Consider the following 23,917-nt stretch of genomic DNA (forward strand, 5'->3'; position numbering starts at 1 on the left):
TGTCCGTTTGCCAGCCGATGTCCGTTCGTGGCTGGAAGGCCAAGCGAAACATAACGCATCGTCCATCACCGCCGAAATCGTGCGATCGGTTCGCGATCGTATGCACGTAGTAGTCCGCGAGAGCGAACAGCGCGAGAAGGCGGTGCAGTAATGTCCAACGCTGATCAAGACGATGCAAAGCTTGCGGCGAAGATCGTCAAAGCTATGGAGGATTACCGCGTTGCAACGGAAATGCGGAACGAGAAAGCGGTCGCGGCAGGCAGGTTGCTTGCCGAGGCCCAGAAGCGGCACCCAACAAAAATGGCCTTCGCGAGATTCCTTCAACTTGCTGGCGGTGTGCAAGTGCGCCGCGCACATGACCTGATCGGCTTCGCTCTTGGGCTCAAAGACTTTGAGCAGCATCGGATTGAAAACGCCGCCGCGCAACAGCGGCATCGGGACAAGCTGAAGGCCGAGAAGATCGAGCGGGAGAAGGAGAAGGCGGCGCTGCCAAAAACCGATCCCAAGCCGAAACCCAAAGCGGACGCTGCATTACGTAATGCAGCAGACGGACCCGTGCAGTCAGCAACCACGGGGTCCGACAAGGTAGAGCCAGTCGGTGACATCACCGCTAAGGAGATCGACGAGCAGGCTGCCACGACGTCGAGCGGTTTGGCTGAGCGTTCCGTGTTCAGCCGCGCGATCGGCGGGCTCCGGATGTTTCGCGGGAAGTCTATCGCGATGCTTGAGGGCACACACACACTGACCGAGTTGCGCGAGGCCGCGGCGATCCTGAAGGCCGTCATCGATCTCGAAACCAGCAAGATCGAGACCGTGCCCGTGCCCGACACGCCGACCACTGCGCCGATCAGCACCACGTCGACCGACGACGGCCTCGACCTTCCCGCATGCCTCGATCGAAAGCAGAACGCCGGCACTACCGAGCAGGCCACCAAAAAGCGCGCCGCCGAGTCGATCACGACGGAGGCACGCTGATGGCCGACCGTGATTCAATCATCGAGAAGATCAAGGCGCTGCTGCTCAAGACGCGGGAGAACGGCTGTACCGAGGAAGAGGAGCTATCCGCACTCGCCAAGGCGCGGGCCTGGATCGACGCGCACGAGATAACGGATGACGAGCTGCAGTTAGGCCGGGAAGAGAAAGCTATCCTTCACAACGAGAGCGAAGCGGACGCTCGCGACACCCATAAAATCAAGTGGCAGTTAGCCTTCGCCGTCAGTCAGTACTGCAATGTGAGGATTTATCGCGACCACACCAGGGTCGGGCTTACCTTCGCCGGGTTCAAATCGGATATTGCTTTTGCGACATGGTTGCTCGAACACTTGTCAAATTTCGTACACGATGCGCTATTCGAGTTTTTGCTTGATTGCTTGGCCCCCGATGGGAAAGAGCGCAAGGCGGAAATCCGCGGCTTCGTCATTGGATGCACCGGGCGTCTCACTGATCGCCTGATTAAGATGTGCGATCAGTCAAGGACCGAGCGCACCACAAACGGCAACGCTTTGGTCGTCGCCAAGGACCAGGCCATCAAAGACCTGCTCAAAGCTGAGGGAATATGTCTGCGATCGAGCAGCCACAGTTGCGCCGGCTTTAGTGATAGTGCCATGGCTGCCGGGCAAAGCGCTGGCGATCGCGCAAGCTTTGGCAGGCCGGTGTCAGGCGCCGATGCGACTCTGCGGCTTGGCAAGAGCTGACCGATGAGTCGCGCCAACCAAACCTTCAAGGCAACAGATGTCACCAAGGCCGTCAAGGCCGTGGTAGCGGCCGGTGTGTCAGTCGGGCGGGTGGAGATTCTGACGGATGGGCGCATAGTCGTTATTGTCGGCAACGCCGGCCAGGGACCAGTATAAGGGCGTCGGCGAAACGTCCGATGACCTCAGGGGGCTGCTCTAATGAAACCGCCTCGCTCCGCCCTGCCCTTGCCGCGGTATACCCTACGCAAGACGTTGAAGACGGGGCCTGCCTATTTCTTCAACCCGCCGACGTGGGCAAGAAAGAATGGTTGCCCGATCGAGACCGAGGCCCTCGGCACAAACTATGATGAAGCTGTGCAGCGCGCCGAGAGGGTTTTACTAACGGCATTCGATGCATGGCGGACGCGCGGCGACAATCCAGCCGAGTCGCCCGCCATCGCCAAGCCCAGCACGCTTGATTGGATGTTTGCCGAGTATCGCGCTGATCGTCGCTACAAGAAACTGTCCGCCAAGCACAGGCGTAACCACGAGAACGGCTTCAAGCTGGTCGGCGGCTACATCCTGAAGGACGGCACACGTCTTGGAACGAGACGCCTTACTGCGATCGATACTGCGCTGGCCGATGAGCTTTACGAAAAGCTGCTGGTCCAAAAGATCACCGACAAGCGCGGCACCGTGGTGGAGCGTGAGCGTCGCACCACAGTCAACCACGCCATGAAGAGTTGCCGCCGGGCATGGTTCATCTGCGCGCGCCGCAATCCGAAGATGGTTGTCGATGGCACCATTCCGCTGGTTAACCCGTTCGCCAAGATGGGGCTGGAATCCTCCGACCGCCAAACTCCGACAGCGACCTATGAGGAGCTGACCACCTTCCGCGCCAAGGCCCTCGAGCTGGGCTTGCCGTCGCTAGCAACCGCCGCGCTAATCGGCTGGGAATGGTTGCAGCGGGAGACCGACATCTTCGCAACCTTCGATGTCGTGCACTACCGGCCTAAGGAGCGCCCCAACATGGTGCGGGTGGTCGACGCCAAGACCGGCTCGGAGAGCTGGATTCCGCTATTCGATCCCGAGACCGGCGTTCCGCTTTACCCCGAGCTGATGGCCGAGCTTGACGCCATCAAGCGCGATCGCATCGGCGGTCTGATGTTGCGGCGAGATTGGGGGAGCAAGGGACCATGGCCGACATGGCCGCAACCGGACGTGTCGGACTTCACCCACATGTCGCGCAAGGTGAAGGCAATCATCCGCGCTGCAGAGATGCGCGATGAACTGTCATTCGCCAGCTTCCGGCACGGCGGCCTGACCGAGACCGGGGACGCCGAGCTGACCGACCGCGAGATATTGGCACAGAGCCGGCACACCACCGTCAAGGTGCTTCCGAAATACGTGAAGCGCACCACGAAGCAGATAGCGACCGGCACCAGGAAGCGCCGGGCTTCGCGAACAAAAACCGGCCAGATGTCAGAATGAGCGACAGCCCGCTTGTCAGAATGGAGTCGAGACCGTGCCGCAAGTGATTGAAAACATTGGAGCGGGTGAAGGGAATCGAACCCTCGTATTCAGCTTGGAAGGCTGCTGCTCTACCATTGAGCTACACCCGCATCGAGCGATCACCTAACACGGCCGAACGGCCGCCTCAACTGCCCCGGCGCGCGTCCTGAGCCTCCGGTAAACGAAAATATTCCAGCGCAATTCGCCGGTTCCCTGGCGCGGATGGGACGGATGGCGGCCTTAACAGCGGCGGAATCGCCACCTATATTGCTGGTCCCATCAACAAAGAAAGGAGGTGATCCAGTGTCTTGTCTCAAGCGCTGTCACCTCGCTGGGATCGCCCGCTAGGCCTTGAGTAATCAGCCTGGCATCGGGGCGCTCTCAGCCCTGGACCAGCGAGACATCAAAACCGGGGGCGCGGCGGGAGCCATTCCGCCGCGCCTTTTTTTGCCGTTCGAGCCGCGCGGTTCGCCGTCGCCATGCGGCCGGCGGGATACCTTGTCGCAGCACAAGAACGGTCCGATCCGCTACATGAAATGTCGGCGCGGGTGTCCGCCGGACGTCCTTGGGCCTGCGCATCAGAAATCAGGAGCACGATAGATGCTTTATGCCATCCTGGCCTATCACGTCGAAGCCGAGGTCAAGTCCTGGAATGCCGAAGAGGACGCAGCGGTGATGGCGGGCCTGCGCGAGGTCCATCAACGGCTGAAGGGCCGGCTCGGTCCGGCCGCACGGCTCGGCGATACCCGCAGGGCCAGCACCCTGCGCGGGCCCGGCCACGGCATGGTGATCGACGGCCCGTTCTCGGAAACCAAGGAGCAGCTGCTCGGCTTCTACGTGATCGATTGCGCCGATGAAGCGGAGGCGATCGCCGCGGCGCGCGACTTGCGCAGCGTCAATCCGTCGGCGGTGTACGAGATCCGCGCGCTGAAGCTCTTCATCCCCGGTGCACCGTTTCCGGAGACCGCGGGCCCGAGCGACGCGTAGAAGCTGTTCCGATGGAATCCGGGTGGGGCTCCGATTCGTTCTGACGCGTTTTCGTCGCGCGAACCGGTGCCCGCTTCGCTCGAAACCGCTTCTCCTGTTCGAGCATGATCTTTTCGGAAAACCGCTTCGCACTTTTCCGGATCATGCTTCAGCGACTCGAGCGTTTCGGCAGCTTCGGCAGCTTGCTCGGATCGAACTTCGGCAGCGGCAGGTCCGGCGGCGGCTCGGGCGGCACGTCCTGGCTCGGCATCAGCGTCACCTCGAAGGCAAGATCCGGCACCGCATCGGCCCTGCCCTTGCAGATCGCGATCGGGCCGCTCCAGGCGCCCTCGAGCCGCACCACGAGGTCGTCAGTGCCGAACACCGTCGAGCCTTCCTCGGAGTGCCGCTTGGTGGTGAGAACCGCGGAGAAGCGCTCGCCGTCGACCTCATAGGTGCCGCTGTAGAGCATGACCGCGTCGCTGCCCCACAGCCTGCCATCGGCGACGTGCACGATGCCGGTACCATCCGCGAGCGACGTGCGAAACCACGCCGCATAGGTGCCGTTCTTGAGCATGGAGCCTGTCTCCATCTGCTCCGTTTCATCGCAAACGATCTGGGCACCGTTGCGTTAACAGGGGGTGAAGGAACTCGGGCCTTCTCATTGCCTGCGTTCATTGGCCGCCGTCGATCTGCCGTCCCATGATGGCGATCGCCTTCTGGTAAACCCCAGCCGCGTTCCATGCCTCGATCGCGGCGAAGTTGGGTTCCCCCGGCTGATAGCCGGCGCCGGCGCGCCAGCCATGCGCGCGCAGGAAGTTCGCCGTCGAGCTCAGCGCGTTGGCGGCGACGTCGAGATTGCCGACTCCATAGTTGAGGACGTTCTTCGGCATGAACTGGGTCTGGCCGATCTCACCATGCATCGAGCCGCGCGTGCCGCCGGACAAAGTGCCGCGGTCGATCAGCTTCAGTGCTGCATAGAGCTGGTCGGTGAAGAAGTCCGGACGGCGGCAATCATAGGCAAGCGTCGCGATCGACGACAGCATGTTCTGGTTGCCGCGCTGGCTGCCGAAACCGCTCTCCATGCCCCAGATCGCGATCAGCGGTCCCGGCGGGACGCCGTAGCGCTGCTGGATCGAGGCGAACATCGCCGCCTGCGACTGCTTCAGCGAGCGGCCGCGCGCCACGATGGTCGCTGATCCCCGCTTGGCCATGAACTGCTCGAGCGACAGGCCGAAGCTGCGCTGGCCGCGATCCGCAGCGATGGTCGCGCTGGCATAGTGCGCCTGCATCAGCGCGTCGACGCCCGCGGCACCGATACCCTTGGCCCTCGCCTCGCCGGCAAACTGCTGCTTCCAGGCTTCGAACCCGCCCGGCCCGTTGCCGCACTGCGCCGCTTTCGCCTCTGCGCCCAGTGTTGCAACCATCACGACGATGGCGAGCGCCGACGTCGCGATCTGCCAGCCCCTGATCATCCGAAACCTCCTCCGCAAAAGGGCCGTCGGCCCTCCCGGGCGCGGCGCTGACGATGGCCGGATATAGATGACCCGGCGATGAACGATCCGCCTCAGATTCGGCTGCGGATCGTCACGATATGTCGCCGGCGGCGGATTAGCCATCCCGGCCACTTCGGGCAGGCCGGGACATTTGGCCCCGCAGCCGGCCCGGCCTCCCGCAACCCGGCGCTTGACATTGACGTTAATGACAGGGTGCTAGGCCGACCCTCGACAGGAGATCGCGATGAGAATTCAGGAGGCGGTTCGTCATCTTGGCGTGAGCGCCCGGGCGCTTCGGCATTATGAAGCGGCTGGCCTGATCGCGCCGCGGCGGACGTCGAACGGCTATCGAAGCTATTCGGCGTCGGAGCTCGAACGGGCCGCGTGGGTGAGAGACCTGATCGCCTCGGGTTTCTCGACCCGCGAGCTTCGCAATCTCCTGAGCGCGCTCGAAGACGGCAGGCGCGGCGCACGCGTGAGCTGCTCGGCAGTGATGCAGGCCAAGCTCGACCAGATCGACCGTGCGATCGCGGCGCTGCGCATGCGGCGCCGTGCCTTGTCGCATCGGTTGACCGGATCGGATCGCAACCGCCGCAATGCATGAGGGCATGAGGAGCTGGCAATGAAGATACTCAACATCCTGGTGCGGCGGTATTTGCCGCTGCAAGACCTCGATCGGGCCGTCGCCTTCCACGAGACCCTGATCGGCCAGGCGGCGCGTCTTCGCTTCGACTATCCGGAGTATGATCTGAGGCTCGCGCAGGTCGCCTCGATCCTGTTCATTGCAGGCACCGAACGGAGCCTGAAACCATTCACGGCGACGCATCTGACGTTTCTGGTCGATGACATCGACGCATTCGCCACGCACCTCCCCCACGTCGGCGCCACGATCCTGGACGGCCCGAAGCCGGTACCGACCGGCCGCAACATGCTGGTGCGGCATCCGGACCAGACCCGCGTCGAATATGTCGAGCATCGCAACAAGCATCCGGCCGATGTAGTGCCATGAGCGCAGCGCTTGCGGCGCGCCGGCCGCGCGTGTCGGTGGGCCCTAAGGCACCTCGCCCTGCCGCTTTGGGCCGACGGTCTGCGGCCGGTTGAGGAAGAACTCACGGTTGCCGAGCGCGGCCTCGGCATACTGGTCGATCGCCACGATGATCGCCTGCACGTGGTGAAAGCACCAGCCTTCCCGCGTTGCCCTGTGCCGGACCTCGGCCAGCGCCTTGATCCAGGGCGCGTGATCATCGCTGTCGTGGAAATACCGAAGCGGCTCTCTCATCTTTCCTCCGGCACATCACGTCCTCCAACTCGGCGCGCTTGCGCGACAGCAGGAGCTGCGCAGACGCGCTGTCGCGCCCGGCTCGCCTGAGCTGATTCACCGATGCGTCGAGCGCGCGCAACTCGGCGCGCAGCCTTTGCATCCTGACTGCGTCATCACGCACGCACTTCGCCGGCGACCGGTTCGCGTTTCGCCGCGCGAACGAACGCGAGTGTCGCGGCGCGACGGCGCGGAGCAACGCTCGCATGCACGATGATCGGATCGCGGTCGCCAAGGACGCTGCGCTCCTCGACCAGACGGCTCATGACCAGCCGCATCTTCAAGAGGTCCCCGGCGACGAAGGCGCAGTCCTCATCCCGGTCGATCTGCTGGCGCACGATGGCCTCGGCCTCGAGCATGCTGACGCGCAGCGCCCTGATCTGCCTGCGAATTTCGCTGATACGGTTGTCCATGGCGACCTCCTATTCCCGGTGGAGGGCGATAAGAACAAAACAAGAACACAATGTCAAGCGGCGGAGCCGTCCGTCGTGGGGCTTTGTCTTCGAAACGCGATCTGGCGGATTTCCTGGCACGGGAACCAGCACGACAGCAGTTTCCACGAGTTCAACGTGAGGATGTTGCATGACGCGGGATCAATGGAACGACATGCAAGCGCGTGCAACGAGGGTCACGGCGCCCGCACCCGAGCATCTCGACAAAGTTGCGGCAGTCAGCCGCAGCAAGCGACCTCTCATTCGCCGCCTTCTCCTCCGAACCGGGTCTTGCACGTCGTCAGCGTTTCCCGGCTCTCGGGCCGTCAGTCCAAGACAAACAGCCGACACATGACTGTGGAACAATCCGCCATAAAACTTGTCTACCCGAATAGACAAGTTAGAATGGCCTCGATTCTGTTTTCGATCATTTTGCGCAGTAGATGACCAAGTCCTCCAAACTGGTTGCCGCGAAGCGCGGCAAGGTTCTTCTGGTTAGACGCCGATCTGACGGGCTGTGGATGTTCCCCGGCGGCCGCAGGCGCGCGCGCGAGACCGTCAAGGACTGCCTCAAGCGCGAGATCAAGGAGGAATTGCCGAAGCTCAAGCTCGGCCGGCTCAGCCTCTGGAAGGAAGTGACGGCCAAGAACAAGCGTTCCGGCCGCAGGATGAGCGACGCGATCTTCATCGCCAAGAACGCCAAGGGACGGCTGGCGATCGGCGACAAGAAGGAGATCGACCGCGCCGCCTGGCAGAAGCCCCGCGGAATTCGCCTGACCGCAACCTCGCGCTACATCCGCGATCGGCTGTTTCCGAGAAAACCGCGCCGGAGATAGCCGGCGGGATGTTGCGGGAGCGGGAGAGCGCTGGCTCGGCCTCGCAATTCGACGGCACCGCTTGCTGATTTCTTGAGCTTTGCGCAGCATCGACGCGTGCTAAGAAGGACGTGATCCGCTTCGTATCGGACCACGACATCAGCCAGAATACCGTCAGAATGGCCTTCCCCTCCAACCGCCACAAGCGGCTATTCAAAATCGTCTCCGCGCGCTGGCAACGCCGCGCCATCTTCCTGCTGGGCGGCATTGCGGTCGGTGCGGCCGCCGTCGCGCTCGCACAGCTCGCGGATCTGGCGCAGGTCGCCTTCTCCGCGGTGGTGTCGCGTATCCATTATGCCTCGCTGGTGCTGACGCCCGCAGGCTTCGCCTTGTCGGTCTTTCTGACCAACCGCTTCTTTCAGAACGCGCAAGGAAGCGGCATCCCGCAGGCCATCGCAGCGCGCCATCTGACCGACCAGAGCGCGCGCGAAAGTCTGGTTTCGCTGCGCATCGCGGTCGGCAAGATCCTGCTGACCCTGCTCGGCCTGCTATGTGGCGCCTCGGTCGGGCGCGAGGGACCGACGGTGCAGATCGGCGCCTCGATCATGTTTGCGCTCGGCCGCTTCTCGCCCCGGCGTCAGCCCGGCCTGATCCTCGCCGGCGCGGCGGCCGGTGTCGCGGCCGCTTTCAACACCCCGCTGGCTGGCATCGTGTTCGGCATCGAGGAAATGAGCCGTGCGTTCGAGACACGAACCAGCAGCCTGATCATCGGCGCGGTGATCGCCGCGGGTCTGACGTCGCTCGCTTTGATGGGCAACTATACTTATTTCGGCACCAGCGCGACGGCCCTGCGCAACGGCACCGACTGGCTCGCGGTCCCGCTGTGCGGCGTTGCCGGAGGTCTGGCGGGCGGCCTGTTCAGCCGCATCCTGATCGTGATGGCACGCGGATTTGCCAATCCGGTCGGACGCGCGATCAAGCTCTATCCGGTTGGCTTCGCCGCGATCTGCGGACTTGCGGCGGCGATTTGCGGGATCGCTTCGGACGGCGCGATCTATGGCACCGGATATCAGCAGGTCAAAACCGCGCTCGAAGCCGGATCGCAACTGCCTGCGAGCTTCAGCGTGTGGAAATTCCTGGCGACCACGTTCGCCTCGATCAGCGGCATGCCGGGCGGCATCTTCGCGCCTTCGCTCGCGGTCGGCGCCGGCATCGGCTCCAACATCGCCGCGCTGTTTCACGGCGCGCCGCTGCCGGCCATCATGCTGCTCGGCATGGTGTCGTATTTCGCAGGCGTGGTTCAGGCCCCCATCACGGCCTTCGTGATCGTCACCGAGATGACGGACAATCACACCATGGTCGTGCCGCTGATGGCCGCGGCCCTGATCGCCCACGCCAGTTCGCGCCTGATCTGCAAGGAGGGCGTGTATCACGCCCTCGCCAAGGGGTTGATCGACCGGGCTTCGCCGGCGCAGCCAACATCGGTCTGAAGCGCGATGGGATCAGGTTGAATCGTCAGCGCGCTTCAGGTCCTTGTTCGAGCATGATCTCCGCGCAAACGCCTTTGGCGTTTGTCGCGAGGGAAAGCCGCTTCGCACTTTTCCGGATCATGCTTTAGTGAGCGCCCGTCAGGGCCCCGGTCCGACGCCGCACGACCTGACGCGCCGACTTCGGTCGACGAGGCCCGGCTGTCTCTCGGGTTCTCTCTTCCAGCAGTTCCTTCTCTGCCTGGTACCAGAACGCATCAAATTTGGTGTTGGGTTCGCCGGCGGCCTGCCAAAGCCGGTAGGCCCGCGTTCGAATATTCTGCTCAGTCAAGCTACGCATGGTTCCGCTCCTGACCTTCGAATGCTGCAGTGAAAACTTGCTGCCGGCCGGAGTCGTTCCAGTGGAACCAGTCTTCAGTGACGGAACGATTGGTCAATATGCGCGACCGGCAGCGAAACTCGGGTCGTCAAGAACCGGGCCCGGCACCTCACCGTGACATTCGCAAGCTGCTTCAGCCGTTATAGGCGAACAGCTCGATCGGCTCGCTGAAGCCGCGCACCTGATGCTCGCCGACATGTTCGAGCGCAAAGTCGTGCTCGACGAGATCGGCGAATGCGCGCGACAGCAGCACGTTCCTCTTCAACTGCTTGGTGAGGGCTTCGAGGCGCGAGGCCATGTTCACCGCAGGACCGATGACGGTGAAGTCGAGCCGGGTGCGCGACCCGATATTGCCGTACATGACGTCACCGACATGGACGCCGATGCCGTAGTTCATTGGCGCACGGCCCATCAGGCTGTTCTTTTCGCTCAGCGCCGCCATCGCCTCCCGCGCCTCGGACACGGCGTGCAGCAGATTGGCGCAGGCCCTCGGCTCGCTGAGCGGGAAAATCGCGAGCAGGCCGTCGCCGATGAATTTCAGGATTTCGCCGCCATGTCGCGCAATCGGCTCCGACATCGCGTCGAAATAGTCGTTGAGGAGATCGATGACGTCGTCGCGCGGCCAGGAGTCCGAGATCCGGGTGAAATCCCTGAGATCGCAGATCATGATCGCGGCGCGGACCGTGGTGCCGCTGCCCCGCCGCGTCGCGCCCGCCAGGATCATCTCGCCGGCATGGGCGCCGACATAGGTCTCGAGCAGCGTCCGCGCCAGCCGGTTCTTCATCCGGATTTCGCTGACCAGCGCCAGCACCGGCAGCACCTTCATCAGGCTGGCGATCTGGGCATCGTCGAAACCGCCGGCACGGTCGGTCGCAAACGTCACGACATGCCGCTTGCCGAGCGTATGCAGCAGCGGCCACGCCACATAGTCGGTCAGGCCCTGCGCCCGCATCTCGTCATAGAGCGCATGTTTGCGGCCCTGTGCCGGATCGCGCGCGAGCCGCTCGCGCACCTCGGCGGCGCCCTGATGGATCTCGTAGACCGGGCTGCCGATATACTCCGAGCGCTGCTGGACGTCGTAGTCGACCCGCGTGATCTCGGCCTCGCGCCTGCCGTCGGCCCAGATGATCCGGGCGCCGAGCCATTGCGGATGCTGGATCAGCAGATTCATCGTCGCCCGCTTGAGCGGAATGCCGGTGTTCTGCAGCCGGATGCAGAGCTCGGCGAAGATGTTGTCGATGAAGCGCTGGTCGCGGGTCTCGTTGGTCAGCCAGGCCACGACGTCGCCGTCGGACTGCGGCGTGACGGACGAGATGTTGGGGGCGTTCATGGCTGGCTCCGGAGCGGCGGGTTGGACAGGCGGTATGTCGTGCTTCTGCCCGGCAAGGTCAACGCCGCCAGCGCTAACGTGATCGCAGGGCATCGGGTGGCGGCCGGGTCGGCTGCCGGCCCATTCCGGCCAGCCGAACGCAACTCAACTGGTTAGCGATCGATTAATTGCAACGCGCGGACGTTGCATCGCGAACACACCGCCCCTCGTAACGTTGCGGGCGACCTAACCTTCATTTGTCAGCTCACGGTGAGTCACATAGGGTGACGCACATCCGCGACTGGCGAAGGTTTGCCGGAATGCAAACCTGCCGGGCGGCGGCAAGAACAAGGGGCTCGGCACCATGCGCGAATGCATCGGGGCTACGACGATCGCACGACACGTTGGTGACAACCCACTCAATTCACGCCGGACGGAACCGCCGTCCCGCACCCGCGCGCGCATTTCCATCGGCTGCTGCTGCTGAGCGCCTCGGTCGTCGCGCTGTCGGCGCTGTCTGTGGGCTCGGCGGCGGCGCAGACCTGGACCGGCGCCACCAGCAACGACTGGACGGTGGGCTCGAACTGGTCCGGCGGCGCGGCGCCGGCGGCCGGCGGGGCCGTCAACATCGTGGCCGGTTCGAATGTCGTGCTCGGCGTGATCCCTGGGGCGACAGGCGTGACCGGCAGCCTGAACGTTCGCGACGTCGTCGGTGGAACGACCACTCTCACCATTCAAAACGGCAGCACGCTGACCAGCACGGGCACCGTTTCGATGGGCGATATCGCGGGTGGTACAGCCATCGTGACAGTGACGGGGGCCGGGTCGCACTGGAACGCCCCTACGGGTACGATCACGGTCGGCATTGCCGGCACGGGTATCCTCAACATCGCGGATGGCGCGACGATCACTGCAAGCAGGGTCGTCGTCACGACGCCGGCCAACGGCACCGGCACCCTCAACATCAGCAATGCCACGCTGGAGACAAGCCTCGGCATCAGCGTTGGCAATTCGCGCGGTCAGGTAAACTTCGACAATGCCCTTGTTCGGGCGACGGCCGACAGCGCCAATTTCTTCGGCGGTACCGTCGGTCAGAACAACATCGCCGCGGGCGGGCTGACCTTCGACAGCAACGGGCACACCGTCAGCACGCTCGGCTTCAGCGGCGTCGGCGGCTTGACCAAGATCGGCGCCGGCAAGCTGTCGCTCCGCGCCGGCAGCACCTTCACCGACGAGACCGTGATCCAGCAGGGCACGCTGGCCCTCACAGGGCCCGCGAACTCCGGCGCTGACGCGCTCGCCACGTCGAGCCGGGTCGTCGCCAACGCGACGTTCGACATTTCAGCCATCACGCCCGCCGCCGCGCACATCCAGAGCCTGGCCGGGACCGGTCGCGTCACGCTCGGCGCCAAGGACCTGATCGTCACCAATGCGCACGACAGCTTTGCCGGAACGATCAGCGGCACCGGCGGGCTGCAGGTCACCGGCGGCACGCAGATGTTGTCGACCGTCCAGGCCTACACCGGCGCGACCACGATCACGGCAGGCACGCTGGCGCTATCCGGCGCCGGCGACATCTCCGCGTCCAGCCAGGTGATCGCCAACGGCACCTTCTCGATCGCCGCCCTATCCGGCGCCGGCACCGGCATCCAGCGGCTGTCGGGCTCGGGCGCGGTCGATCTCGGCGCCAAGACGCTGACGCTCACCGCCGCCAACGATACGTTCGCCGGCGCGATCGGCGGCAGCGGCGGACTGACGCTCGCCGGCGGCACCGAGACGCTGTCCGGCGCCAACACCTATGGCGGCGTGACCACGATCTCGGCCGGCACGCTGGCGCTGTCGGGCACCGGGTCGATCAGCAATTCGAGCCATGTGGTCGCGAATGCGGCGTTCGACATCTCCGGCCTCGCGGGCACCGGCACCGGCATCCAGAGTCTCGCCGGCAGCGGCAATGTCGCGCTCGGCGCCAAGACGCTGACCATCACCAATGGCAGCGACAATTTCTCGGGCGCGATCGGCGGCACCGGCGGGCTCGCGGTCACCGGCGGCACGCAGATCCTGTCCGGCGTCAACACCTATAGCGGCGCGACCACGGTCTCCGGCGGCACGCTGCAAGCCGGCGCGGCCAATGCCTTCAGCGCGGCCTCGGCCGCAGTCGCGGGCGCCGGCGGCACCATCGACCTCAACGGCTTCAACCAGACCATGGGCGCGCTCAACAATGCCGGCACCATTAGGTTCGGCACAGCGCCCGGCACCACGCTGACGGTATCAGGCAATTATGCCGGCAACGGCGGCACGCTGCTGTTCAACACCGTGCTCGGCGGCGACGGCTCCGCGACCGACCGCCTGATCGCGGGCAGCACGTCGGGCACCTCGACCGTGCGGATCAACAATGCCGGCGGCGGCGGCGCGCAGACGGTCGACGGCATCAAGCTGATCGACGTCACCGGCGCCTCGAACGGCAATTTCACGCTGGTGGGCAATTATGCGCTGAATGGCCAGCAGGCGATCGTCGCCGGCGCCTATGCCTATACGTTGCAGAAGAACGGCATCGCGACGCCTGCGGATGGCGACTGGTATCTGCGCTCCAGCCTGGTCAATCTGTCGGCACCGGCGACGCCCGCGGGACCGCTGTACCAGCCCGGCGTGCCGCTTTACGAGAGCTACGCCCAGGTGCTGCTCGGCATGAACGCGTTGCCGTCGCTGCAGGAGCGCGTCGGCAACCGCTATTGGGGCGGCAATGGCGGCCCGAGCGATGCGATGGCGCGAATGGGCGTCACGCCGGCGGCGCAGGCCGACAGTTCATGGGCGCAATCGGCATTCTGGGGCCGCGTCGAGGGCGGCCAGACCAACCTGCGGCCGTCGAACACCACGGGCGCGACCATGAACAGTGACGACTTCAAGGCGCAGGCCGGGCTCGACGGCCTCACGCTCGAGAACAGCTACGGGCGCCTGATCGTCGGCCTCACGCTGCAATACGGCCTGACCACGGCTTATGTGAATTCGTTGTTCGGCAACGGCCGCATCCGCGCCGAGGGCACCGGCGTTGGCGCCACTGCCACCTGGTACGGCGACAACGGCGTTTACCTCGACGGCCAGATGCAGACCATGTTCTATCGCGGCGACCTGACGTCGGATCTGGTCGGCAGCATGGCCCATGGCAATGAAGGCCTCGGCTATGCCTTCAGCGTCGAAGGCGGCAGGCGGTTCAATGTCGGCAACGGCTTCTCGCTGACCCCGCAGGCGCAGCTTGCCTATTCGAAGGTCGACTTCGACGGTTTCGCCGACCGCTTCGGCGCGCAGGTCGCGCTCGGCAATGCCGATAGCCTGCTCGGCCGCGTCGGTCTGATGCTCAATCACCAGAAGAGCTGGACCGACGGCGCGAGCATCGCGCGCTCCGACCTCTACGCGATCGGCAATTTGCACTACGAATTCCTCGACGGCAGCAATGTCGATGTCGCGGGCACCGGCTTCGCCAGCACCAACGACCGCCTGTGGGGCTCTATCGGCGGCGGCGGCAGCTATAGCTGGGCCAACGGCCGCTACACATTGTTCGGCGAGGCGACCTATCGCGCCAGCCTCGAGGATGCGTCGGCCAACCACAGCTACAAGGGCACCGCCGGTTTGCGCGTGGTGTGGTGAAGGCTTACCCCACCTCGCCCCGCCTGCGGGGAGAGGTGAAGTGGAGTGCGCGGCCCCCTCGGAGTAAGGTAACCAAGCCCTACCCGCCCAGCCGGTCGACCTCGGCCTTGCCGGCCTTCATCACCATCGGGATCTGCTCGCCCTGCCCGAGCAGGCACGCCACATCGCGCAGCGGATTGCCCTCCACCACCAGGAGGTCGGCGAAAGCCTCCGGCGCGACGCGGCCGAGCTTGCCTTCCATGCCGAGCACCTCGGCGCCGACGACCGTCGCGCTTGATATCACCGCCTGCGGGCCGAGCAGTTCGGCGCGGATCCGGAACTCGTCGCTCTGCAGCCGCTGCGACGGTCCGAGCAGGTCGGTACCGAACCCCATCTTGACGCCGGCCTCGCGATAGATCGCAAGCGAGCGCAGCCCGGCGTCGCGCACATCGGCGATCTTGGCGACGCTCGCCGCAGGCAGGCCATACTTCGCGCCCTCGTTGGCCAAGGCCTCGTAGGTGACCAGCGTCGGCACCACATAGGCGCCCTTCTCCGCCATCAGCCGCGCGGTCGGCAGATCGACCAGATTGCCGTGCTCGATGGTGCGCACGCCGCAACGGATCGCGCGCTCGATCGCCTCCGCGGTGTAGGCGTGGGCCAGCACATAGGTGTGCCGCGCCTTCGCCTCCGCGACGATGGCGCGGATCTCGTCCTCGGAATAGCCGTAGGCGCCGATCGGGTCGGTCGGCGACGCGACGCCGCCGGAGGCCATGATCTTGATCTGGTCGGCGCCCATCTGCAATTCCTCGCGCACCGCCTTGCGCACCGCGTCGACGCCGTCGACGACGCGCGCGATCGCGCCGACCCGCACGCAGCAGGAGCAGGTCGGGTCGCTCAGATAGTCCGAGCGGGCCCGGCCGTCGCCATGGCCGCCGGTCTGGCTGAGCGCGCGGCCGGAGACGAACAGCCGCGGACCGTCGGTCAGCCCGGTGTCGATCGCCTGCTTCAGCGCATAGCCGGCGCCGCCGGCATCGCGGACAGTGGTGAAGCCGCGCTTCAGCATGCCGCGCAACAGCATGGTCGAGCGCAGCGTCACCAGCACGTTCGCCATGCGGGCCTGCTGCGACAGGTCGAGCTCGACGGCGACCGCATGCACGTGGAGGTCGATCAGGCCGGGCATCAGGGTCTTGCCCTTGAGGTCGATCACCCGGTCCGCTGAGGCCTCGATCGGCCGATCGGAGACCTCCTTGATCAGGCGATCCTCGACCAGCACGTGGTGGCCTTCGAGCAGATCGGACCGCAGCGGATCGAGCAGCGCGGCGTTCTTGAAGAGGATGGTGGGCATGTTGGTCTCCTGTTCAGGACGCGGCCCGCGCCTTGTTATTTGAGCATGATCTCTTCGGAAAACCGCTTCACACTTTTCCGGATATCATGCTCTGTGATCACGCCGTTTCGCTTGCGATGTCTTCCAGCGATCGGCCGCGCGTCGGCACGCCCATCAGCACGACGGTCAGCGCGCCGATCAGGAGGACGGACGTGGTGACGCCGAACACGCCGGCAAAGCCGAAATTCGGATAGAGGTAGCCGACCAGGATCGGTGCTGCGATCGCGCCGATCCGGCCGATCGCGGATGCGAGCCCGGCCCCCGTGGTCCGGATCGATGTCGGGAACACTTCGGCGGTGTAGGCATAGACGCCCGCATAGGTGCCGTTCATGAAGAACGACAGCAGCAGGCCGGCCGTCATGATCTCGCCATCGCTCTTGGCAAAGGCGAGCCCGAGCGCGCTGACGCCGCCGAGCAGCATGTAGGTCGCGATCGTCGCCTGCCGTCCGATCCGTTCATTGAAGAAGGCGGCGGTAAAATAGCCCGGCACCTGCGCGCAATACATCGCGAGCGAGTAGCCAAAGCTCTTGGTGATGCTCATGCCGTTCTGCACCAGGAGGCCGGGAATCCAGACGAAGAAGGAATAATAGCTGAACGTGATCGACAGCCACATGATCCAGGTCATGGTGGTGATGCGCGCCTGCCGGCCGGCCAGCAGCGCGGCAAAATTGCTCAGCAGCGTGCCCGACGGTGCTGCGGGCGCGGCCGGCTCGGCGACGGGTGCCGGCAGCACCCGGCCTTCGCGCGCGAAGCTGGCCTCGATCCTGTCGAGCACCGCTTCGGCTTCCTTCGCCCTGCCCCGGCTTTCCAGCCAGCGCGGCGATTCCGGCAGCGAGCGCCGCCACCACAGCAGCATCACGACGGGTATGGCGGTGATGACGAGCACGATGCGCCAGCCGTTCTCGTAGGCCGGCACGATGAAATAGCCGAGCAAGGCGGCGGCAACGAAGCCGAACGAGAAGAAGCCGGCGAGCGCGCCGGTGAAGGCGCCGCGGTAACGCCGCGCCACGAATTCTGCCAAATACGGCGCGATGATCGCGCTTTCCGCGCCGGTGCCCATGCCGGCGACGACGCGCGCGGCAAAGAACGCCGGCCAGCTATCCACCGCCGCGCTGACCAGCGAGGCCGCGCTGTAGAGCGCCAGTGCCGACATCATCACCGCGCGGCGGCCGATCAGGTCGCCCAGCGTCCCCGCCAGCAGCGCGCCAAAGAGATAACCGACGAAGGTGCTGCTGCCGAGCACGCCGGTCTCGACATTGGTGAGCCCCCAGGCGGTGCGCAGCACCGGCAGGATGAACGCGAGCACCGCGGCATCCATCGCGTCAAACAGATAACCCAGGCCGCCCATCAGCAGCAGGTGCACATGGAAACGCGCGAACGGCAGGCGCTCGATGCGCGCCGAGATCGTCGACATGAAAGTCCCCCCTCCGCCCCGCGGTCGGCACGCGCCGGCGAGGTCAGCCGGGCAATGATAGACAAATCAATATTATCCGAATAATTTATAATCGTTATCTGCCACATCACCATTGTGAATATTTTCCGTGTCCTTCCGCACCCTCGACCTCAACCTGCTGAAAGTCTTCGAGGCGCTGATGACCGAGGGCAGCGTCACCCGTGCCGCGAGCGCGCTGACGATGACCCAGCCCGCGGTCAGCAATGCGCTGGCGCGGCTGCGCGACGCGCTCGGCGATCCCCTGTTCGTGCGCACGGCGAACGGCATCCGCCCGACGCAGCGCGCGGTGGCACTGTGGCAGCCGGTCGGCGATGCGCTGGAGCACGTCCGCCACGCGCTCGACGAGGACGCCTTCGATCCGCGGCGCACCGAGGCCGAATTCAGCCTGTCGATGTCGGACTACGTGTCCTCGCTAGTGATGCCGCGGCTGCTCAACCGCTTTAGCGAGGTGGCGCCCTCGGCGCGCATCCACACCTTGCCCAACACCATTCTCGAGATCGGCGACCGGCTCGAGGACAACCGGGTCGACTGCGTGCTGAGCGTCTATGTCAACGAGGCGCAGCAGCCGCCGGCCGCGATCCGCTCACGCTCGCTGTGGACCGTCGAGTATGCCTGCATGATGCGGCGGGACCATCCGCTGGCAAAGCAGAAGCGGCTCAACACCCGGAGCTTCCTCAACGCCAAGCATGTCGATGTCAGCCTCGCTGGCAAGACGCTGCCGACCTACGACCAGTTCCTGGCCTCGCGCGGGCTGTCGCGCAACCTGGTCACGACGGTCAATCACTACAACGCCGCCTACGAGATCGTGCGGCAGTCCGACCTGATCGCCGTGCTGCCGCGCGATCTCAGCGCGCAGTCCCGCCAGGCGCAACAACTGCACGCCATGCCGGTGCCGCTGCCGGCGCCGCCGCGCATCGTCAGCCTGTTCTGGCACCAGCGCAACGACACCGTGCCCGCGCAGCGCTGGCTGCGCGAGACGCTGGTGGAGCTGTTCGCGCGGATCGAATGAGGCGGCGCAACGACTGCCCCGTCAGGTCGACGTGGGCGCGGGCTCGATCGACGCCTCGTCCGTGGCCGGCAACCGGGCGCTCCGCGCCAGCGGCCGTCCGAGCCGCCGGTGCAGCACAAGATAGCTCGCCGCCGCCACGCCGATGCCCGTGAGCCAGGACAGGTCGACCCCGCCGGTCGCCAGCGCAAGCGGACCCTGCATGGCCTTGATCGTGCCCATCTGGAACGCCCACGCCGCCACCAGCCCGGCGCCGAACGCGATCAGCCCCGCCCAGTTGAAATCGCGACCCCGACCCGGCTCTTCATAGAGTGCCGGGATGTCGATCCGGCCGCGCCGCACCAGGTAGAAATCGGCGAGCGTCACGCCGGCCCATGGGCTGATCCAGACGATCAAGGCGACCATGAAGTTGTCAAAGGCGTGGGCAAAATCGCCCGACTGCAGGAAGGCGTAGAGGATGGCGGAGGCGATCAGGCCGGAGACCACCGAGATCACCCAGCGCGGCCGCCGCAGATCGAGCGCGAGCGAGGACAGCGCCGCCGAATAGATCACGACGATGTTGGTTGCGATCGGGCCATGGAGCAGCACCAGCAGCACCGGCACCGCCATCGTGCCGAACGCGGCAATGATCAGCTTCGACGGATCGGAGCCGGCGCCCGCGGACGCGATAGCAGCTCCCAGGAACGCGAGCCAGACCGTCGGCAGGAACATGCCGAGGAATGTCGCGCGGAACACCTTGGCGGCCCCGAGCGAGGGTCTTGTGAAGCGCGTATAGTCGGACGCATAGGTGAGCCACGAAATGCCCCAGCCGATGCCGATCGCGGTCATCAACTGCGTCGCCGCGGCGAATGCCGGCATGCCGGTCACACCGGCGGACTGCCATTTGATATCGACGCGCAGGAAGGCCAATGCGGTCATGACGGCCATGATCAGCAGAATGACCGGCATGGTGTAGCGCTCGAACACCTTGATCGCATTGAAGCCCCAGGCCGCGATGCCGACCTGGAACAGCATCAGCAGCACCGCGATCCCGTATTTGAGCTCGACGCCACCGCCAAGCCCCATCCGCTCGAGCGCGGCCATGCAGAGGTCGAGCACGATCCAGGTGTTGATCGCGACCCATCCCATCGGCATCAGCACCTGCGCCAGCGCCGGGAGGTAGGCGCCGCGGCGGCCGAACGCCAGGCGGCCCAGCACCATCTGCGGCACGCCGGTGCGATGCCCCATCAGGCAGAAGCCGGCAAACAGCGCCGCGCCGAACAGGTTGCCGACAACGATGACGGCGAGCGTTTGCAGCAGGCTCAATCCGAGCTGGATGCCGAGCGCACCCAGCACCCAGTTGATCGGCGCGATGTTCGCGCCGGTCCAGATCCAGAACTGATCTGATGAAGACGACGTGCGGTGCGCCGCCGGCACCGGCTCAATTCCATGGGTATCGAAGCCGGCCTCATCCTGTGCCGAAAGCTGTGTTTGCTTGAGCAACATGTTTCCCCCGTTGTCCGGCGCATTGATTTGGGCCGGGATAGGCATCTCAGCAGCGGATAGCCGCGAGGCGGTAATGAGAAATGCTCAAGCGAGGTTGAGGCGACATCGACAGTGAAGTTTGCGCACCGAGGATCGACCAAGAGCGCCGCGATGACCGCGTCACCACGGCGTGCTGTTTCATTGTTGAAATTTTCTCAACGCACTTGCCGGATTCGTCATTCACGCCGAAGCCGGCACTCGGTCATGGTGCAGCCAACGCATTGCAACCGAGGTCAGAAAATGACGACACTGCTCCATATCGATGCCAGCCCGCGCGGCGACCGTTCGGTCAGCCGGAAGCTCTCGAAGGCGTTTGTCGAGCACTGGCTGACGCACGAGCCCGCCGCCACCATCATCTCGCGCGATGTCGGCCGTGACCCGCCTCCCCTGATCACGGAGGCGTGGGTCGCCGCCGCCTTCACGCCGCCCGGCGACCGCACCGCGCAGCAGCACGACGAGCTGCGCCTCTCCGACGAGCTGATCGACGAACTCGAACGCGCCAACGTGGTCGTGATCGGGGCGCCGATGCACAATTACGGCATGCCGGCGGCATTGAAGTCATGGTTCGACAAGGTGATCCGGATCGACAAGACCTTCACCTTCGATCTCGCACGCGGCGACTTTCCGCTGGAGCCTGTCATGCGCGGCAAGACGCTGGTGGTGCTGAGCTCGCGCGGCGAATTCGGCTTCGGCCCCGGCGGGGTGCGGGAGACCATGAACCATCTGGAAACCCACATCTTCACCTGCGCGCATTATCTGGGCGTGCAGGAGAGCCATCTGATCGCGGTCGACTACCAGGAGTTCGGCGATGAGCGCCACCGGCGATCGCTCGCCGACGCCTTGGCCGCCATTCCGGTGCTGGTCCGGCAGTGTCTTGGAATCGACGGGCCTGTTAAAGCGTTTTCGAGCGAAGTGGATACCGGTTCGCGTGAAGAAAACGCGTCAAACAAAAATCTAGAGCCCCGTTCCGATTTAAATCGGAACGGAAAAGGCTCTAGTATCGCAGCGGAATGAAGCGACATTGCCTGCCGGCTGAACGAGGATGATCCGATGATACGCAATCCCATCCCCTGGCCGAACGGCGCGCGCTGCGCCTGTGCGATCACCTTCGACGTCGACGCCGACAGCCTGATTCACATCGCGCGGCCGAAGGATTCCTTCGACCGGCTCTATCCGATCACGATGGGGCGATACGGGCCGACCGTCGGCGTCCCGCGCATCCTGGAAACCTATCGGCGCCTCGGCCTCAAGCAGTCGTTCTTCATGCCGGCCTGGACGATGCAGCGCTATCCCGAGGCGGTGGAAGCGATCCTGAAAGCGGGCCACGAGATCGGCCATCACGGCTACATCCATGAGGACCCGACGGAGATTTCCTCGGCGGCGCAGCGCGAGGCATTCGAACGTGCCCTCGCCATTCATGTCGCGATGACCGGACGCAAGCCGCGCGGCTACCGCGCGCCGGTCTACAACGCCAACCAGACCACGATCGATCTCCTGATCGAGCATGGCTTTGTCTACGATTCGTCGCTGATGGCCGACGACATCCCGTACCAGATGCGCACCGCGCGCGGATTGCTCTACGAGATGCCGCCGCACTGGGGATCGGACGATTGGCCGCCTTTCGCCCATTACGCGGAGATCGGCTACATGATGCCGGTCAAATCGCCGAGCGAGGGTCTTGCCGCGTCCTTCGAGGAGTTCGAGGCCGCCTATGAGGCCGGCGGATTCTGGATGGGGATCTGGCACCCGTTCCTGACCGGCCGGCTTGCCCGCTGGCGCGTGGTAGAGCGCTGGCTCGAGCGGATCGTGGCCGAACGCAAGGTCTGGTTCGCATCGCTCGAAGAGATCGCCGCGCATGTCGACGGCCTGGTCAAGGCAGGTACCTACCAGGTCCGTGTCGAGGACCTGCCCTACTTCACGCAGCCCGTGTCATGACCTGTGCCGGCGCGGCGCGGAATGCAGCCGCCTCCCCGTGCAGCCAATCGATGAATGCCGTCACCGATTTGCGCCTGGCGGCAGCCGGTGCGTCCACGAGACGATAGGCGAAGCCCGGCAGCGCCGGTCCGTCGAGCCGGCGCAGCGTGCCCTGGCGCAGTTGCTCGTCGACCAGCGCATCGCTGCACAACAGCGGCCCCAGCCCGCGCTCGGCGGCATGCAACGCCGGCGGCTCCTCGCTGTACCAGGAGATGCGAAAATCCCGCGCGGGATCATGATCGGCCCCCGCGAGCCACGCCGACCACGCAGGCGAATCCAGCGCAGCGTTCTTCCAGCGGAAAGCCAGCAGCGATCGCGAGCGGATGTCATCAATGGCGAGACGGGCCCCTGGCGGACAGATCGTGCTCGCTGCGACAGCGATGTAACGATCACTGAACAGCACCGATTTCTCGCTCGTGCGGTCAACGCGTCCATACCGGATGGCCAGATCGACGCCGTCGACATTAGGCGTCCTCATCTCCTCGGTCGCATCGATATGGACCATCAGGGCCGGAAATGCCGCGTTGAAGCGCGCGAGCCGCGGCATCAGCCAGCGCTCGGCGAAGGCCCGCGTGGCCGACACGGTGATTGCGTCACCTTCGGCCGGCGGCCGGATCGCCGCAAAGGCGCTTGCCATGCGATCGAAGCCGTCGCGCAGCAATGGAAACACCGCGTGTCCCTCGGCGGTCAAAACGACCGCGCGACCGGAGCGCTCGAACAGCTTGCGTCCAAGGATCGCTTCGAGTTGCCGGACCTGGTGGCTGATCGCCGTCACCGTGACGCAGAGTTCGTTGGCGGCGGCGGTGAAGCTTTCGTGGCGCGCCGCGGCTTCGAACGCGCGGACGGCATTGAGCGGCGGCAATTTGCGCATGATCGGTTCTCCACGCGGCCGCGTCAGGCGATGAAAAAATGCGCGTCGGTCGGCCGCATGTCGTTCACCGGCACCATGTCCTGCGGACAGGCGGAGAACACGATGACCAGGTCCATCTCGGCACGCAGCGCCACATATTGCCCGGCCTCGCTGACCGGCGACTTGAAGTCCAACTCTCCATTGTCGGTGACGGGCACGTTCATGAAGAGGTTCAGCGGGGCCGGCGTCACCGCGGCCGACAGGCCGACCGCCTCGAGCGCGTGCGCCAAATTCTGCGTGCAATTGTCGTGATGGCCGGCGGCGCCGAGTTGGCGATAGCGGTGAATGTCGCAGGCCGCGATCAATGTGTCATGGATTCCCGGCGTCGTGTCGGCGACGAAGGTGAGGATCGCGCGGCGCCTATTAGTCGTCAGCGTATCGCCGACGCGGGGTATCAGCCGCAGCATCGATGCGCGGCTGTGCTCCATCGACATGAACTCGCCGGTATCGCCGGCATTGAAGGCCCAGGTGTCGACCACCTGCTTGCCATGGGTGTTGACGACCGTGACGGTCTCCCCGGCTTTCAGGCGCGCCGCCACACCATTGCGGGCTGGGATCAGACGGGCGCGGGTGAGATCGGCGGTTGCGGCGGTCACGTGATGTCTCCTCAAGGCTCGGTCGCGCCATTGGAGCACCGCGGGTCATGCAATTCTAATAAT

General features: G+C 65.0%; 24 protein-coding genes and 1 tRNA gene. 13 read left to right on the forward strand and 12 right to left on the reverse strand.

All coding sequences use genetic code 11. The features are described 5' to 3' along the window. Positions 1-150 precede the first annotated feature (150 nt). Genes ACVILL_RS36975 through ACVILL_RS36990 form a run of 4 tightly spaced genes read left to right on the forward strand, consistent with a single transcriptional unit; the run spans position 151 to position 3,164 of the window. The gene (locus tag ACVILL_RS36975) at positions 151-975 is read left to right on the forward strand and encodes a hypothetical protein (RefSeq protein WP_456733528.1); all 825 of its coding nucleotides are present in this window, start codon (positions 151-153) and stop codon (positions 973-975) included. Further along, the gene (locus tag ACVILL_RS36980) at positions 975-1,694 is read left to right on the forward strand and encodes a DUF7168 domain-containing protein (RefSeq protein ID WP_456733529.1); all 720 of its coding nucleotides are present in this window, start codon (positions 975-977) and stop codon (positions 1,692-1,694) included. Before ACVILL_RS36975 ends, ACVILL_RS36980 begins: the two co-directional genes overlap by 1 nt. 3 nt (positions 1,695-1,697) lie before the next feature. After that, entirely contained in the window at positions 1,698-1,850 is a 153-nt protein-coding gene (locus ACVILL_RS36985; RefSeq protein WP_456733530.1) for a hypothetical protein, read from the forward strand. A 42-nt stretch (positions 1,851-1,892) separates the two neighbouring features. Further along, entirely contained in the window at positions 1,893-3,164 is a 1,272-nt protein-coding gene (locus ACVILL_RS36990; protein ID WP_456733531.1) for a hypothetical protein, read from the forward strand. Between the two features lie 57 nt (positions 3,165-3,221). Here ACVILL_RS36990 and ACVILL_RS36995 read toward each other — a convergent pair. Continuing rightward, positions 3,222-3,295: transfer RNA gene (locus ACVILL_RS36995), tRNA-Gly, on the reverse strand. 490 nt (positions 3,296-3,785) lie between these two features. Here ACVILL_RS36995 and ACVILL_RS37000 point away from each other — a divergent pair. Next, the gene (locus ACVILL_RS37000) at positions 3,786-4,172 is read left to right on the forward strand and encodes a YciI family protein (RefSeq protein ID WP_456733532.1); all 387 of its coding nucleotides are present in this window, start codon (positions 3,786-3,788) and stop codon (positions 4,170-4,172) included. 148 nt (positions 4,173-4,320) lie between these two features. On the opposite strand, the gene ACVILL_RS37005 is transcribed toward ACVILL_RS37000, so the two are convergent. Then, complete coding sequence (locus tag ACVILL_RS37005; RefSeq protein WP_456733533.1) at positions 4,321-4,728, reverse strand: hypothetical protein; 408 nt, start codon at positions 4,726-4,728, stop codon at positions 4,321-4,323. A 97-nt stretch (positions 4,729-4,825) separates the two neighbouring features. Then, positions 4,826-5,626, reverse strand: a complete 801-nt coding sequence (locus ACVILL_RS37010) for a lytic murein transglycosylase (RefSeq protein ID WP_456733534.1) — start codon at positions 5,624-5,626, stop codon at positions 4,826-4,828. Between the two features lie 265 nt (positions 5,627-5,891). On the opposite strand from ACVILL_RS37010, the gene ACVILL_RS37015 reads away from it, so the two are divergent. Both ACVILL_RS37015 and ACVILL_RS37020 read left to right on the forward strand, forming a co-directional pair. Further along, the gene (locus tag ACVILL_RS37015) at positions 5,892-6,251 is read left to right on the forward strand and encodes a MerR family transcriptional regulator (protein WP_456733535.1); all 360 of its coding nucleotides are present in this window, start codon (positions 5,892-5,894) and stop codon (positions 6,249-6,251) included. 18 nt (positions 6,252-6,269) lie between these two features. Next, positions 6,270-6,656, forward strand: a complete 387-nt coding sequence (locus tag ACVILL_RS37020; RefSeq protein WP_456733536.1) for a VOC family protein — start codon at positions 6,270-6,272, stop codon at positions 6,654-6,656. Positions 6,657-6,698: 42 nt separating this feature from the next. On the opposite strand, the gene ACVILL_RS37025 is transcribed toward ACVILL_RS37020, so the two are convergent. Together ACVILL_RS37025 and ACVILL_RS37030 are read right to left on the reverse strand one after the other, a co-directional pair. Continuing rightward, the gene (locus tag ACVILL_RS37025; RefSeq protein ID WP_456733537.1) at positions 6,699-6,926 is read right to left on the reverse strand and encodes a hypothetical protein; all 228 of its coding nucleotides are present in this window, start codon (positions 6,924-6,926) and stop codon (positions 6,699-6,701) included. Positions 6,927-7,081: 155 nt separating this feature from the next. Further along, on the reverse strand, positions 7,082-7,378 hold the full coding sequence (locus ACVILL_RS37030; protein WP_456733538.1) for a hypothetical protein: 297 nt from the start codon (positions 7,376-7,378) through the stop codon (positions 7,082-7,084). 461 nt (positions 7,379-7,839) lie between these two features. On the opposite strand from ACVILL_RS37030, the gene ACVILL_RS37035 reads away from it, so the two are divergent. After that, positions 7,840-8,232, forward strand: coding sequence for an NUDIX hydrolase (locus tag ACVILL_RS37035; RefSeq protein WP_456733539.1), 393 nt, complete (start codon positions 7,840-7,842; stop codon positions 8,230-8,232). A gap of 158 nt (positions 8,233-8,390) precedes the next feature. Further along, complete coding sequence (locus ACVILL_RS37040; protein ID WP_456734447.1) at positions 8,391-9,701, forward strand: chloride channel protein; 1,311 nt, start codon at positions 8,391-8,393, stop codon at positions 9,699-9,701. A gap of 124 nt (positions 9,702-9,825) precedes the next feature. On the opposite strand, the gene ACVILL_RS37045 is transcribed toward ACVILL_RS37040, so the two are convergent. Continuing rightward, positions 9,826-10,038: a DUF2934 domain-containing protein gene (locus ACVILL_RS37045; protein WP_456733540.1), complete on the reverse strand. Its 213-nt coding sequence runs from the start codon at positions 10,036-10,038 to the stop codon at positions 9,826-9,828. Between the two features lie 172 nt (positions 10,039-10,210). Next, positions 10,211-11,407 (reverse strand): adenylate/guanylate cyclase domain-containing protein, encoded by a 1,197-nt coding sequence (locus ACVILL_RS37050; RefSeq protein WP_456733541.1) that lies wholly within the window; start codon positions 11,405-11,407, stop codon positions 10,211-10,213. A 498-nt stretch (positions 11,408-11,905) separates the two neighbouring features. Between ACVILL_RS37050 and ACVILL_RS37055 the strand changes: the two genes are divergently transcribed. Further along, the gene (locus ACVILL_RS37055; RefSeq protein ID WP_456733542.1) at positions 11,906-15,028 is read left to right on the forward strand and encodes an autotransporter outer membrane beta-barrel domain-containing protein; all 3,123 of its coding nucleotides are present in this window, start codon (positions 11,906-11,908) and stop codon (positions 15,026-15,028) included. 79 nt (positions 15,029-15,107) lie between these two features. Here ACVILL_RS37055 and ACVILL_RS37060 read toward each other — a convergent pair whose 3' ends face one another. After that, positions 15,108-16,352 (reverse strand): amidohydrolase family protein, encoded by a 1,245-nt coding sequence (locus ACVILL_RS37060; RefSeq protein WP_456733543.1) that lies wholly within the window; start codon positions 16,350-16,352, stop codon positions 15,108-15,110. A 97-nt stretch (positions 16,353-16,449) separates the two neighbouring features. Beyond that, complete coding sequence (locus tag ACVILL_RS37065) at positions 16,450-17,805, reverse strand: MFS transporter (protein ID WP_456733544.1); 1,356 nt, start codon at positions 17,803-17,805, stop codon at positions 16,450-16,452. Positions 17,806-17,932: 127 nt separating this feature from the next. On the opposite strand from ACVILL_RS37065, the gene ACVILL_RS37070 reads away from it, so the two are divergent. Then, on the forward strand, positions 17,933-18,853 hold the full coding sequence (locus ACVILL_RS37070; protein WP_456733545.1) for a LysR family transcriptional regulator: 921 nt from the start codon (positions 17,933-17,935) through the stop codon (positions 18,851-18,853). A 21-nt stretch (positions 18,854-18,874) separates the two neighbouring features. On the opposite strand, the gene ACVILL_RS37075 is transcribed toward ACVILL_RS37070, so the two are convergent. Beyond that, the gene (locus ACVILL_RS37075) at positions 18,875-20,335 is read right to left on the reverse strand and encodes a purine-cytosine permease family protein (protein ID WP_456733546.1); all 1,461 of its coding nucleotides are present in this window, start codon (positions 20,333-20,335) and stop codon (positions 18,875-18,877) included. A 150-nt stretch (positions 20,336-20,485) separates the two neighbouring features. Here ACVILL_RS37075 and ACVILL_RS37080 point away from each other — a divergent pair, with 150 nt between their 5' ends. Both ACVILL_RS37080 and ACVILL_RS37085 read left to right on the forward strand, forming a co-directional pair. After that, the gene (locus ACVILL_RS37080) at positions 20,486-21,388 is read left to right on the forward strand and encodes an FMN-dependent NADH-azoreductase (protein ID WP_456733547.1); all 903 of its coding nucleotides are present in this window, start codon (positions 20,486-20,488) and stop codon (positions 21,386-21,388) included. A 36-nt stretch (positions 21,389-21,424) separates the two neighbouring features. Continuing rightward, entirely contained in the window at positions 21,425-22,309 is an 885-nt protein-coding gene (locus ACVILL_RS37085) for a polysaccharide deacetylase family protein (RefSeq protein ID WP_456733548.1), read from the forward strand. Here ACVILL_RS37085 and ACVILL_RS37090 read toward each other — a convergent pair. Together ACVILL_RS37090 and ACVILL_RS37095 are read right to left on the reverse strand one after the other, a co-directional pair. Next, positions 22,290-23,219 (reverse strand): LysR family transcriptional regulator, encoded by a 930-nt coding sequence (locus tag ACVILL_RS37090; RefSeq protein ID WP_456733549.1) that lies wholly within the window; start codon positions 23,217-23,219, stop codon positions 22,290-22,292. The two genes, ACVILL_RS37085 and ACVILL_RS37090, sit on opposite strands and share 20 nt — an antisense overlap. Positions 23,220-23,242: 23 nt before the next feature. Next, entirely contained in the window at positions 23,243-23,854 is a 612-nt protein-coding gene (locus ACVILL_RS37095) for a DUF1989 domain-containing protein (protein ID WP_456733550.1), read from the reverse strand. Positions 23,855-23,917 lie beyond the last annotated feature (63 nt).

This window comes from Bradyrhizobium sp. USDA 3364 (assembly GCF_054056355.1).